Source organism: Undibacterium umbellatum (assembly GCF_014284125.1).
Lineage (GTDB): Bacteria > Pseudomonadota > Gammaproteobacteria > Burkholderiales > Burkholderiaceae_D > Undibacterium > Undibacterium umbellatum.
Genome location: NZ_JACOFX010000018.1, coordinates 60,143 through 73,404 on the forward strand (window position 1 = coordinate 60,143; position 13,262 = coordinate 73,404).

Sequence of the window (13,262 nt, forward strand, 5' to 3'; positions counted from 1 at the left end):
ACTAGGCTTGAGGCTATTCTTCGTCTGGGGTGTTTGCAGCATCATTCGCAACATTGCCTGCAACATCGTCTGCTGCAATCTCCGCGTCTGTTACTGTATCTGTCACTTCTACAGGTGCGCCCTCTTCTGCACTAAAATCTTCTGCGACTTCTGTGCTGTTTTCATCGTCCAGTTCTTCTTCATCCAGTTCGGTGACGGTGGATAGCAATTCCAGCAAACGGGCTTCGACTTCAAGATCGACTTCATCCCAGCGCAGGATATCCAGACGGACCTGAGCACCGCGCGCGGTTTGTGGCATACCAGGCAAACGGATGATGAGCGGGATATCGACCAGGCGCAAGACTTCGTCTTTCAAAACAACAGCTTCGACCTGGCGTTTTTCTTCCTGGCCCAACCAGCGCAGACACCAGTAGCGCTCCATATTGTTCTGGAAATCAGCATAGGCGGCATAAGCTGCATCAAAGCCCGAAACGATGGCAAACAGGTCGGCATCCTTGGGTTTGAAGGTAGCCACCAACGGTGCCGTAACGCCATGTTGCACGCAGGCGATGATTTGCCACTGATTGACCAGATCGGTATAGCGGCGCAGTGGTGATGTGCTCCAGGCGTATTGGTCCACGCCCAGGCCTTGATGCGGTGCTGCGTGTGTCAACATGCGTACCTGCATGCGTGCGGTCCAGCCACCCGGGCCACGACCACCGGCCACACCCTGAGCGCGGTAGATGCCAGGGATGCCATGATCAGCCATGAGCTTGCCCCAGGTGCTGTTGGCAAAGATCATCAGTTCAGCCACGATCTTGTCCAGCGGTGCACCACGCTTGCGGCGCACGATGGAAACCACATCGTCTTCTACATAGAAATTGAAATCGACGCGGTTATTTTGCTCTGGCTTCATGCCAAAGCTTTCGCGCTTGATCATGCGCCCCTGCTCCAGCACTTGCGCCCATTTCCACAGTTGTGCGATATCTGCCTTGTGCGGATATTCACCGGCATCATTGGCGAGATTATCTTCGGTAACCAGCGCATCGAGGTCGTTGTGGCGCAAGTTGCTGGCCATGGGCACGGCTTCTACCTTGGTCTCGGAGCTGATGACAGACCAGTCTTCAGTATTCAGGATTGTGTACAGCGATACAGCCGGGCGGGTCTGGCCTGCGCCCAGGGTGTAGGTATTGACCAGTTCATCCGGCAGCATGGTGATTTTGTCGCCAGGCATATACACGGTAGACATGCGGCCACGAGCAAGCTGGTCTATGGCATCACCGCGCTGTATGCCCAGTGCTGGCGCGGCAATATGGATGCCGACGCGCAACTGGCCATTGCCGATATCGACGACAGAAAAGGCATCGTCAATCTCGGTGGTAGTAACGTCATCGATGGAGAAAGCCTCAACATCAGCCACCGGCAAATCAGCAGGCAAGGCCGGTATGGTAATGGCCGGAAAGCCAACACCCTTGGGGAAATGCTCGTAATGGAATTTGGCAAGGTGCAAGTGCTTGGGGCTGGCAATGCCACCCGCAGCCAGCATAAGGCGTTGCGGTGACATTTGCATTGCATCGCAGGCTTCTGCCAAGGCCTTGTATTCTATGCTGTTCTTGTCGGGCTTGAACAAGAGTTGCAGCGCCAGCGATTTCATCGCATCTGGCAGGCGGTTGTGCTTGAGTTCTTCAACGTAGCCAGCCTGTATCAGGGCTTGCTGTTTTTTCTTTTCTATGCCAGCCAGTGCTGCCTTCAAAGATGCTTCAGGCGCAGCCTTGTAGCGGCCACGGCCTTTTTTATAGAAGTAGACTGGAGCATTATGCAGCGCGTAGATCAAGCCTGCTGCTTCGACGGACTGCGGCGCATGCCCAAAATATTCTGCACCCAGTTCGGCAAAGCCAAATTCTTCCTGCCCAGCGACTTCCCATAAAAATTCCAGGTCTATCTCAGCCGCCGCGGCCTTGGCCTGCTCAATCAGGCTGGCGGGATCGGGAGAGGCGAATTGCAACAGCACATCCTTGGCCTTGACCTTGGTGCGCTTGCCACTGGCCATCTCGACCTGATAAGCCTCACCAGCATGCGTCATGATGCTGCCTGCCTTGAAATCACCGGATTCTTCAAAAAATAAATTCATTCAATACTTCTTTATGTTTTAAGACCAAAAAGCTCAACACAGAGACACCGAGAAAGGAAAGGCTGCTTGCAAGCCGCCTTCGTTACGCAGGCGAACGGCATACCGTTCGAAACCCCTGCTTCACCACAAAGAAGGACAGGAGAAAATCCTGGATTTTCACTGCTTCTTTTTTCTATGTGTCTCTTGATTGAGATGGCTGTTGTTCTATGTTTACTTTGCTTTATCAGCAAAATGGAAAATTATTCAATTAACTATCTTATTCCCCTCCCCCTTCAAGAGGAGGGTTAACATTGCAGTTTAGTTTCTTTGAGAGATTTGAAAGTTTTAACGCTTTTCAATAGTCCGCAAACCCTCAACCCCAGGCAAAAACACTTCCGTCACCTGCAAACACCCACCCTTGCGCCAGAATAAAGAACGCCGTGCCAGCATGCTGTGCACGCCTGCCAGTTCCGGCTGTCTCGCCACGATGCGGCGTATCAGCGGGTGGCTTTGGCGTAACCTGGCGTAGTGCAATTCACCACGGCGCACCAGGGGGTCGTTGAACAAGGTACTGCCCAAAGACTTTTCACCGAGGGCATGAAACAAGGGCCATTCGTTGGCAGTGGCACTCAGCGGGACAATGGTATGGCCGTAAACCATGGCCACACCATCGCAACGCAAAAACACTTCGCGCTCATGCACTTTCATGGCGCGGGGCAAACCTATAGCAGCATATTCATCCTGCAAGCACACTGCCTTGTGCTGCGACAAACGCTGTACGCGAAATTGCTGACACCGTGCCACCAGCCTGGCCGTCAGCGAATCGCGGTTCGTCAACCAGTCTTGCATCAGCGCACTGGTATCAACGGCATTCACATGTGCATACCATTGCGCAGCCAACGGCCTCTGCATTTGCTTAACTGTGCGCAAGATTGCTGATTCCAAATCAAGCCCTGTCGTCCGCAAATGCCATCACCCGATCCAGATTGTCTGCAAATTCTGCAATGCCATGATCACTTCCTTCAATTACCAATTGTTTGGCACGTGGATAGTGGGTCACCATTTCGCGCCAGTCCAACACTTCATCACCGGTGGCAGCAATCAAAAAATAACGTTCTGGCTGAGTAATCTTTTCTACGGCCAGGGCGCGCAATTCAGCCACGTATTCTGCCTTGAATTCAAAGACTCTATCGCTATGGTAATAAGTCGTTACACCTACAAAGTTTTCCAAGTCACGCGGCGGTTTGACAGCGGGGTTCAGCAAGATGGCTTTGCAGCCATATTTTTCTGCCAGCCAGGTTGCATAATAGCCACCCAGGGATGAACCTATAATGCAGATATCTTCCGCTTTGTAACCGGCCAGCAAAGCCTCGGCCTGATGTATCGCCAGCGCTGGCGAGGGTGACAGGTCGGGGCAGGCTATTTCATCGCTACGGCCCAGCTTTGCCATATGCGCGAGCATGCAGCGAGCCTTATAGGAATCTGGCGATGAACGGAAGCCGTGCAGGTAGAGGATCATGCTGCAATCGCCTGATTACCGGCTTGATTATCAGCCTGCTGGGCACGGTCTTGCAGCGCATCCAGCAATTTCTGGTGGACGCCGCCAAAGCCGCCATTACTCATGATGAGTACATGGTCGCCTGCTTTTGCCTTGTTAACAATGTCTTGCACCAGTTCATCTATCTTGTGATGGCAGGCAACTTTATCACCCAACGGTGCCAGTGCTTCAGCGAGATCCCAGCCGAGGGCGGATTTACCCTCTTTTTCACCAAAGCCGAATACCAGGTCGGCGTATTTCAGACTGCCTGGCAGGGCTTGCTTCATGGTACCCAGCTTCATGGTATTCGAGCGTGGCTCCAGCACAGCCAGGATACGTGCACCGCCGACTTTGCGACGCAAGCCTTCGACCGTGGTGGCAACCGCAGTAGGATGATGAGCAAAATCGTCAATGACGGTAACGCCATCAGCCATGCCGCGCACTTCCATACGACGCTTGACGCTGACAAACTGTGCCAGGGCTTCTATCGAAATTTCTGGCGTGACACCGACATGGCGGGCTGCGGCGATCGCGGCCAGTGCATTCTGGCGATTATGCTCGCCGTTCAGATTCCATTGCACCCGGCCTTGCAACTGATCATTGAAATACACATCAAAGTCTTCGCCTTCTTGCATAACCAGACGCCAGGCCTGGTCATTGCCAAAGAATTCTTTTTCGCTCCAGCAGCCGCGTTTCAGGACCCGTTCCAGTGATTCATTATTGCCATTCACGATCAAGCGACCTACGCCAGGCACTGTGCGCACCAGGTGATGAAACTGGGTTTCTATTGCCGTAACATCCGGGAAGATGTCGGCATGGTCATATTCCAGATTGTTGAGCACGGCAGTTTTGGCATGGTAATGCACAAACTTGCTGCGCTTGTCGAAGAAGGCGGTATCGTATTCGTCAGCCTCGATGACAAAAAAGTCAGAAGCATGGTTGCCCCACAAGCGAGCCGAGATACCAAAGTTCAGTGGTACACCACCGATCAAAAAGCCTGGCGCATAACCAGCATATTCCAGGATCCAGGCCAGCATGGCCGATGTGGTTGTTTTACCATGTGTTCCTGCGACAGCGAGTACCCACTTGTCACGCAGGATATGTTCGCCCATCCATTGCGGGCCTGATACATAGGGCAAGCCACGGTTGAGTATTTCTTCCATCAGCGGGTTGCCGCGCGAGACTACATTGCCTATGACATATAAATCCGGTTCCAGCGTTATCTGTTCAGCTCCAAAGCCCTGAGTCAGGCTGATACCTTGAGATTCGAGCTGGGTGCTCATGGGCGGATAGACATTGGCATCACAGCCCGTCACAGTATGACCTGCTTCTTTTGCCAACACGGCCAGGCCACCCATGAAAGTGCCGCAGATACCTAAAATATGAATATGCATAATTGAACTAAATTCCAGAATCTCGCAATTCTACCTGAGAGAAGCCCTAGTAAGCAGTGTTCTTAAAACCTCTCAACACAGAGAGACAGAGAGACAGAGCCACAGAGGCTCACAGAGAAAATCAAAACATGCAAAAAATGCTAAGCCTTTATAACTTTTGCCTTTCTATTGTATTTCTCTGTGTCTCTGTGCCTCTGTGTTGAGAGGTCTTCTTTTTTGGATTTGCCCTTAGTTTAAGTTATGATTACTGACATGATGATCCATACACCTAATGAAGCAGAGAACCTGCGAGCTGAGATTGCTGCGCTGGCAGCGCGCATGATTGCGGAGGATGGGGCCGACTATGCCTCAGCCAAGCGCAAGGCAGCCAAACAGTTACTGGGCAACCATAAAGTCAAGGGCGATGTCCTGCCTGACAATGCCCAGATAGAGCAGGAAGTACGCGAATACAATGAATTGTTCTTTGGCGACACCCAGCCACAGCGATTATTGCACTTGCGTCAACTTGCGCTTGAACTTATGGAAGAGCTGGAACGCTACTGCCCTTATCTGGTTGGCGCGGTGCTGAATGGAACGGCAGGCAATCATTCCGACATCCACCTGCATTTATTTGCTGACAACACTAAGGAAGTTGCTATTTACTTATTAAATAAGGACGTGCAATTCGAGGTGTCAGAAAGTTTCAATAATCGCAACGAAAGCATAGAAACCCTGAGCTTCATGTACAAAAACGAAGGCGTACATCTGGTCTTGCAAGACCAGGATGCCATACGCAGCGGCCATGGAAGGAGTACGGAGCGCGCGAATGCGGCTGGCTTGCGGGCGATACTGGCAGAAGCAGAAACTGAATAAAGGCCTGCCTGAATATCAGAATGCCATGCTTGATTTGTAGAGCCATGCTCACCGGGGCAGCGGGCACCAATACAAAGCAGTAGAGGAAAGCAACTTGCATGGAAAATTGGCAATGTCGTTGCAGCTTGTGGCATCGTACACAAGCAACTATTTGCTTTTGCTCCACTAAACTTGCCTTCTTATTTCTGCTCCATTGCTGCCGCCACTTCCCTGAAACGTGCGATACGCTCTTCCGTAGCCGGATGACTGGAGGCGTAGCCATAGACGGTGCGTAACCATTTGGGCGTCGCCTCTACCCCGGATCGTTTGCGACGCTTGCTCATGTCTTCCAGCACATTTGCCAGATGCTTGGGCGAAATACCTTTTTGCGTGAGTGCGGCAATGGCATAGGTATCAGCCTCGATTTCCATTTCCCGGCTGTATTCCTGACCGACCAGAGCTGCCGGGGCAAGGGCTGCGACTGAACTAAAATCACCGAACAGGCTCCCCACAGCAACAGTGACCAAACCTTTGTGCACCAAGCGGCGCATGGCATGGCGGTTTTGTATATGGCCTATTTCATGTGCCAGTACACCTGATAATTCATCTGCCAGCGCATTTGTCAATTGATTGCCACTATTGCCAACGATGAGCGTGACTAACTGATCTGTCACGACTACCGTCCCGCCCGGCAGGGCAAAGGCATTGGCACCAATTTCTGGCGCATCACGCACTTCCAGATGAATAGGGACAGCTGAATCTTCAGGACGCAGGCGGCGAATTAATTGCTCGGCCTGCGCAATCGTGCGGTCATCAAGCTTGCTCGGCTTCAGCAGGACCTGGTCAAGTAAATTGATGATCTCGCTACCAAGCGCACGCTCATAACTGACGGGAACAAACGAAGCGATCTTGTCTGCCAATACTGGCATCCCCCATTTATACCCAGAGAACACGATACCAGCCATGACGATAATAGCCAGCAAGGCTGCCTGCCATTTGTGCTGCCAGCGTTGTATGGTAGATGGTGAGTAGCCAAGGTGGGTCAGCAGATTTTGCTTGTCGGCCTGCGCATAAATTTCGCAATGGCTGCCATCTGCAAAATTCAATATGCAGGGGGCATCCTGGAAAGGTTCTTCCAGTTGCATCTGGTTTTTATCTACCTGACGGTCGATGCCCTCTCCAGTCAGACTGATACCGCTAGCTTGGAAATGCAGAACTACCTTATGCAGCATAGCCTGGCGATGATCAAAATAATGTGCTTGTATCATAAATGCTCTCTACCAGGACAAATCAAAACCAAACAAATCTGCACTACTGTCGCCGCTGGCTTGACCAACCTGCCCTGACTTTCCTGCCTGAGCAACTTGTGCATGCTGCATTGCCAGTAATTGCTCAAGGCCAACAGCTTTCAAACTGACATGTTGCAAACGGAAACGGTAAACATTCACCACTGCAAAAGGTCGGTATAAACCCAGCGTCAGCAGTGTCAGGAACAGGTTTTTCATTTGCAGAAAATAATAGGCTTTGTAAGGCAGGTGCGAGTCTATTTCCACTCCAGGGAAGCGAGTGGCATTCCAGGACTTATTCCAGATTTTGACTTGCAGCAGTGTGCTGCCACTGAGGAAGATGGCATAAGCAAGCAAGACGACCAGAAATCCCGCTGGAATCAAAACCCAGCTATAGGCTTCCATAAAAATTCTATAGCTCTCTGCGGCATGATTTTTGAAGGAAGCAAAGAAGATCGCAGTGCCCATACCGACCAGCATGACAAAGATCAGCAAGCTCAGGCCAATGATGAAATAAGACAGGAAAAAAGACCCTTTGGTAAGGCTGCAACTACTCTTTATTCCGGCAACAGCAAGCCCGTTGTGCTGGTACATGCGCATGCGCGCATGCAACCAGGGCCAGCTTAAATAAGGGATGAATGCGAACACCATGATGCCAGGCTTATGTGGTATCAACACACCGAGTAAACCCGGCAATAACACCACCAGGCCAACCGGCAAGTAGGTAGCATAAGCGCCAGCTAGCGTGCCATGAAATTGACAACGCAGGCCCATATAACTGGTATTACGCAAGCGGAAACGCAAAGCACTACGCATCATCCATGGCACACCCAGCAAGAAAATAGCAAACAGACTGAGCGCCAGCGCTTTGGAAAACGTGAACAGGTAGTGATAGCAAAACAGCAGTAGCACTGCAATGATCCGGCCACGAAATATGGTCATAGGATCGCCATGAAAATTGAAGGCCGCTCCGTTTAGCTGCGTATTGCGGTCAAAATACTTGAGCCGTCGCACCTTGGCCCAGGCAGAATAAATACCCAGGGTTGCCAGACTCAGGCACAGATTGACGATCCAGATGCGGAAGTATTCTTTTCCTGTGCCTGTAAATGAAGGCTGGTATTCAGTCTGCTGTTCTATGATCTCTGCAGAATCGGCGACGGCCGTATCAGCATGTTCTGGAAAAGTCGTGGCGGCCAGATTCTCTGGCGCAAGCTGCCACCTACCTGTGGCCTCGGTTTGTATTTGCATGCCTGAATTCTTTGTGATCTATCCGACTTATTGACAATTTCCCGCCGTGTTGGCAGAGACATCAAAAATAACATAAAATTAGCATTTTTGTAAGATTTTGTTACATCGAAAGAGTAGAAACTTTTGACATGGCGATGGAAGACATCATCTGCCAAGCACATGGCAATAAAGGTGGCTGACACGGCACGCCAGCTTGGCTGCAGTATTGCGTAAATATGTTCAGGCTTCAGTGATGAAATGCTTGCTGAACACGGCCATTTCCATCAGGTCGATTGCCACGGCAAATCATGGCATCTCAAGGATAAAACACACCGACATGAAAGCCCGCTGCCTTGACTGCCGGCAGTTCAAAATACAGCTTGATGTTTTGTTCACCGCCTGCGGCAAAGCCTTTTTCCAGCTTGTCTTTTTCGGTCAGGTAATCAGCGGGTGTAAAGGCGCGCTGCAGCAGAGGCTTGTCTTTGATGTCGTTCAGGACCAGTTCGATATTCGGCCAGGTTTGTGCCACATCACTCTGGTTTTGTATTTGCATGACCAGCATAAAGACATTGCGTTCCGGTGCCAGGTTTTGCAATTCATTGGAATCGACGACTATCTTTTCTATCTGAGCAGGCAAAGTCACCTGGCAATTCAGATAGGTGCATGCCTGCAGCAACCAGGGCTTGCTTTGAGGTAGACGGGCCGCCAGCTGATTGCGCAAAATGTAGGCAGACTGAGCCAGCAAGAGCGGCATTAGCAAGACTATCATCAGCACCAGCATGATATTGGCCATGCGTTTGCGGCCACGCTGCTTTTCTGCCTGGATGACAAAATTGGGCTTTTCTTGCTCTACTTCCGGATCGCTGCTGGAATCCTCACTAATGGCAGCCTGCCTGGCCAGAGCAGATTCTGCATTCCCTAAATGCGGCTCCTTGCCTGCTACTTCTTCGACAGCATCATTGAGTGAAACTGCATCGCCAGGTTCGGCAACATCGCCATGGTCTTTGTGACGCCACACCTTGCTGATACTGCTTGCTGACAGCATTTCAGTGGCTGCAAACTCATTTGCCTTATCGTCTGCCTTGTCATTTGTCCGGGCAATTTTTTCATTTGTCTCTTCCGACACTTCACTTACTGACCAGTCGGCAGTGGGCGGGTCCATCAGCGCGGCCCGGGTTTCCAGCTCCATACGGGCAATATCGGTCTCGTGCACTTCTTCAACTGGCAAAAAGAAACCGCCATCCCCCAAATCAAAATCGAGTGCCGATGAAGTACCGAGTGTGGGCTCTTGCCTGGAGACTGCTTCGGCTTTGTGAACGACGTGCTTGGCTACAGCAGATTGCTCTGCCGCTGCCGGGACAGGCTTCACCAATTGTGGAGCAGCTATAGTACTGGCAACTGGCGCTGGCGATATTGACTGGACTGGGTTTACTGCGGCCTTGACATCCCTGGGCATGTCAAAAGTCTCTGCCTCAAATTCCAGTTCTGCTTTGCTAATGGCGGCCAGTACTTCAGTAGCTGGCCTGGCAGTAGCACTACCTGGTTTGCCGACAGGTGCAGGTCTTTCAGGCGGCGCCAGACTGTCGGGCAAGATCGCGTTGTCTTCCGGCAGCGCGGCTGGCGGAAAAAAGCGGCCAACAGGAGCAACGGGGGGCGGCGGAATAATCCGCGTTTGCTCGAAATCCGGTTCGGGTTCTATCAGCGATGCCAGGTATTCTTCTGTTACTGGTTTGGCTTCGGTTTTATCTTCCGTTTTGTTTTCTGCTACAGCTTTGCTGACAGTAGCAGGTATGACAGGTTTTGCTGTTGGTGCTGATATTGGCTGTGCTGCACTGACTTGCGGCTTGGCTGGCGCAACGGGTGTGACTGGTTTAACACTGGCCGCTGCTATCACTGGAGCAACGACAGGTGATGCTGCCGTCAAACTTGTGGCGCTTGCCACGTTTGCTGGCTTGGTGGCCGCAGGTACAGGTTTTTGCCCTTCGCCAGGCAACAGGTTTTCAACAGCATTAAAGGTTTGCTGGCATGAGCCACAGCGCACCAGGCCCGCATGCAATTTCAACTGATCATTGGCTACCTTGAAGGCAGTCTGACAGTGGGGGCAGCGGGTCGCCAGTGCCATAGTCGCCTCAGTTACTCAAAGAGCCCGACAACGCGACCCAGCCTTCATGCTCAGCCCAGACTGTGAGCTTGATGAAAGGCGCATACGCTTCTGCCACTTCTTCAGCCTGCCTTGCCAGCACGCCTGAGAGTATCAGCGACCCACCAGATGCCACACGGCCAGCCAGCATCGGTGCCATCAGTTTCAAGGGGCTGGACAGGATATTGGCCACGACCACATCAAATTTCTGCGATGCCGGATGGGCTGCACCAAAACCTTCAGGCAACGCATATTCGATCTGGCAGTTATTGCGTTCAGCATTGAAGTTGGCAGATTCTATGGCTTGCGGATCAATATCCACACCGATGACATTGGCCGCTCCCAGCTTGCTGGCGACCATGGCCAGAATGCCGGAACCGCAGCCATAATCCAGCACCGACAGATCCTTGGGCGCATGCGCTTCCAGCCATTCCATGCATAGTTTGGTGGTCGGATGGCTGCCAGTACCAAAGGCCAGGCCAGGATCAAGTTCCAGGATCAGGGCATCAGGATCAGGCGCATCATGCCAGCTAGGGACGACCCAGATATTCTTGCCGATATGGATAGGGGCAAATTGTGATTGCGTCAGTCGCACCCAGTCTTGCTCTTCCACATTGCGGGTGATGTAGGCTGGCACAACAGTCAGGCCGATGGCAGCGGCAGCTTCAGCCACCAGTTCAGCATGATCCGCATCGATATCAGCGAGTGCAACTACGCGACTGCGGTCCCAGGCAGCTTCATCAGGCTCCATGCCGGGTTCGCCAAACAGCGGTCGTTCAGCATCCGTACCTTCATCGGCGTCTTCTACGGAAACCGACAAGGCACCCGCATCCATCAGAGCATCCGACAAAGCCTCAGCCTGCTCGCGCGCTACTTCTATGACTATTTCTATCCAGCCCATATTGCTACTTTCTTATACGACGTTATTACTTCCAGAAACCTCAAGACCCAAGAGCGCACCACAGAGACACTGAGACACAGAGAAAATCAAGAGAAAAAATTCATCATCGACATAAACGCTGTGCTCTTCAACAATTTGGAATTGCGGTGCTTATTTAATTTAATACGTTAAAACATCTCAATAGCAAAAAGCTTACCACAGAGGTTCTATAACAAAGCCAAAAGCACAGGGAAAAACTTGTGTTTTCTCTGTGCTTCTTTCTGACGGAATTCTTGCATCCCGTCTATTCCCGAAGATAAAACCTGAGCTACAAATTCTTTATCTCATTACGACCGTAAACGAAGCTCTGAGAAAGCGTAGCGAGCAGCGCTAGTTTGGGTCGAGAAGCACAGCCGTACTTAAGTACGGTGAGCATCGCAGGCTCAAAATCGCGTTGCGCTTAGCTTTATCAGGGCTTACTTGGATTTCTTCGACAACTCCGGCATATCCGCAAGCTTATGCTCAAGGTAATGAATATTCGTACCGCCTTCAATAAAGCGGGCATCTATCATCAGCTCGCGATGCAGCGGGATGTTGGTTTGTATGCCTTCTACCACCATCTCTGACAAGGCGATCTGCATACGGCGTATTGCCTGTTCACGGGTTTCACCATAGGCGATGACCTTGCCTATCATGGAATCATAATTCGGCGGCACGAAATAACCAGCGTATGCATGCGAATCCACCCGTATGCCAGGGCCACCCGGTGTATGCCAGGAGGTGATGCGGCCTGGTGATGGTATGAACTTGAACGGGTCTTCAGCATTGATACGGCACTCAATGGCGTGGCCCTTGAGCATGATATCGGTTTGCTTGAAGCGCAGCTTTTCATTGAAAGCTATACGTATCTGTTCTTGCACAATATCGACACCGGTGATCATCTCGGTCACCGGATGCTCAACCTGTACGCGGGTATTCATTTCGATGAAATAGAATTCGCCGTTTTCGTACAGGAATTCAAAAGTACCTGCGCCACGATAATTAATCTTGCGGCATGCAGCGGCGCAACGGTCACCGATTTTTTCTATGATCTTGCGCGGGATGCCAGGTGCTGGCGCCTCTTCAATGACTTTTTGATGGCGGCGTTGCATGGAGCAATCGCGCTCGCCCAGCCAGATGGCACTACCATGCTGATCAGCCAGTATCTGGATTTCCACGTGACGCGGGTTTTCCAGAAACTTTTCCATATACACTTCAGGATTACCAAAGGCAGCACCAGCTTCTGACTTGGTCATGGTGACCGCGTTCAGCAGGGCGGCTTCAGTATGCACCACGCGCATGCCGCGACCACCGCCACCGCCAGCAGCCTTGATGATGACCGGGTAACCGACCTTGCGGGCAGTTTGCACGATGACTTTAGGGTCGTCTGGCAATGCACCTTCAGAACCTGGCACACATGGCACCCCAGCCTTGATCATGGCATGCTTGGCCGATACCTTATCACCCATCAGACGGATGGATTCAGCACGCGGGCCGATGAAGACAAAACCGGATTGCTCTACACGTTCAGCAAAGTCGGCATTTTCAGACAAAAAGCCGTAGCCTGGATGGATAGCTTGGGCATCAGTCACCTCAGCGGCGCTGATAATGGCTGGCATACTCAGGTAACTCAGATTCGACGGAGCCGGGCCTATGCAAACAGATTCGTCGGCCAGCTTCACATACTTTGCTTCGCGGTCGGCTTCAGAGTGCACGACCACGGTTTTGATACCCATTTCGCGGCAGGCGCGCTGGATACGTAGCGCGATTTCACCACGATTGGCGATAAGAATTTTTTCAAACATGATTTAACTTTGCGGTGGCAATGGTTGCAATTGC

Annotated in this window: 10 protein-coding genes; 1 reads left to right on the forward strand and 9 read right to left on the reverse strand. The window is 51.6% G+C overall.

Annotated features, from left to right (window positions below):
- Positions 1-13: 13 nt before the first annotated feature.
- The 4 genes from H8L47_RS24105 to mpl all read right to left on the reverse strand — a co-directional run bounded on the left by H8L47_RS24105 (position 14) and on the right by mpl (position 5,020).
- Positions 14-2,110 (reverse strand): ribonuclease catalytic domain-containing protein, encoded by a 2,097-nt coding sequence (locus H8L47_RS24105; RefSeq protein ID WP_186956210.1) that lies wholly within the window; start codon positions 2,108-2,110, stop codon positions 14-16.
- Positions 2,111-2,434: 324 nt separating this feature from the next.
- On the reverse strand, positions 2,435-3,019 hold the full coding sequence (locus H8L47_RS24110; RefSeq protein ID WP_230413897.1) for a chorismate--pyruvate lyase family protein: 585 nt from the start codon (positions 3,017-3,019) through the stop codon (positions 2,435-2,437).
- 16 nt (positions 3,020-3,035) lie between these two features.
- On the reverse strand, positions 3,036-3,608 hold the full coding sequence (locus H8L47_RS24115; protein WP_186956212.1) for a YqiA/YcfP family alpha/beta fold hydrolase: 573 nt from the start codon (positions 3,606-3,608) through the stop codon (positions 3,036-3,038).
- Entirely contained in the window at positions 3,605-5,020 is a 1,416-nt protein-coding gene (mpl, locus tag H8L47_RS24120) for a UDP-N-acetylmuramate:L-alanyl-gamma-D-glutamyl-meso-diaminopimelate ligase (protein ID WP_186956213.1), read from the reverse strand. The genes H8L47_RS24115 and mpl overlap by 4 nt, the downstream gene beginning before the upstream one ends.
- A 252-nt stretch (positions 5,021-5,272) precedes the next feature.
- On the opposite strand from mpl, the gene H8L47_RS24125 reads away from it, so the two are divergent.
- Positions 5,273-5,872, forward strand: a complete 600-nt coding sequence (locus H8L47_RS24125) for a hypothetical protein (RefSeq protein ID WP_186956215.1) — start codon at positions 5,273-5,275, stop codon at positions 5,870-5,872.
- Between the two features lie 179 nt (positions 5,873-6,051).
- Here H8L47_RS24125 and H8L47_RS24130 read toward each other — a convergent pair whose 3' ends face one another.
- From H8L47_RS24130 to accC, 5 genes are all read right to left on the reverse strand, one after another.
- Entirely contained in the window at positions 6,052-7,119 is a 1,068-nt protein-coding gene (locus tag H8L47_RS24130; RefSeq protein ID WP_186956217.1) for a M48 family metallopeptidase, read from the reverse strand.
- 9 nt (positions 7,120-7,128) lie between these two features.
- Complete coding sequence (locus H8L47_RS24135) at positions 7,129-8,385, reverse strand: YjgN family protein (protein WP_186956219.1); 1,257 nt, start codon at positions 8,383-8,385, stop codon at positions 7,129-7,131.
- 295 nt (positions 8,386-8,680) lie between these two features.
- Entirely contained in the window at positions 8,681-10,486 is a 1,806-nt protein-coding gene (locus tag H8L47_RS24140; RefSeq protein ID WP_186956220.1) for a DUF3426 domain-containing protein, read from the reverse strand.
- 7 nt (positions 10,487-10,493) lie between these two features.
- On the reverse strand, positions 10,494-11,405 hold the full coding sequence (prmA, locus tag H8L47_RS24145) for a 50S ribosomal protein L11 methyltransferase (RefSeq protein WP_186956221.1): 912 nt from the start codon (positions 11,403-11,405) through the stop codon (positions 10,494-10,496).
- Positions 11,406-11,860: 455 nt separating this feature from the next.
- A complete protein-coding gene (gene accC / locus H8L47_RS24150; protein WP_186956222.1) occupies positions 11,861-13,228 on the reverse strand; it encodes an acetyl-CoA carboxylase biotin carboxylase subunit in 1,368 nt (455 codons plus the stop codon).
- Between the last annotated feature and the right edge of the window lie 34 nt (positions 13,229-13,262).

Excerpts from the sequence above, each read along its gene's own strand:
- accC (WP_186956222.1), bottom strand. The coding sequence starts at position 13,228 with ATGTTTGAAAAAATTCTTATCGCCAATCGTGGTGAAATCGCGCTACGT.
- H8L47_RS24125 (WP_186956215.1), top strand. The coding sequence starts at position 5,273 with ATGATGATCCATACACCTAATGAAGCAGAGAACCTGCGAGCTGAGATT.
- mpl (WP_186956213.1), bottom strand. The coding sequence starts at position 5,020 with ATGCATATTCATATTTTAGGTATCTGCGGCACTTTCATGGGTGGCCTG.
- H8L47_RS24130 (WP_186956217.1), bottom strand. The coding sequence starts at position 7,119 with ATGATACAAGCACATTATTTTGATCATCGCCAGGCTATGCTGCATAAG.
- H8L47_RS24140 (WP_186956220.1), bottom strand. The coding sequence starts at position 10,486 with ATGGCACTGGCGACCCGCTGCCCCCACTGTCAGACTGCCTTCAAGGTA.
- H8L47_RS24115 (WP_186956212.1), bottom strand. The coding sequence starts at position 3,608 with ATGATCCTCTACCTGCACGGCTTCCGTTCATCGCCAGATTCCTATAAG.
- H8L47_RS24135 (WP_186956219.1), bottom strand. The coding sequence starts at position 8,385 with ATGCAAATACAAACCGAGGCCACAGGTAGGTGGCAGCTTGCGCCAGAG.
- prmA (WP_186956221.1), bottom strand. The coding sequence starts at position 11,405 with ATGGGCTGGATAGAAATAGTCATAGAAGTAGCGCGCGAGCAGGCTGAG.
- H8L47_RS24105 (WP_186956210.1), bottom strand. The coding sequence starts at position 2,110 with ATGAATTTATTTTTTGAAGAATCCGGTGATTTCAAGGCAGGCAGCATC.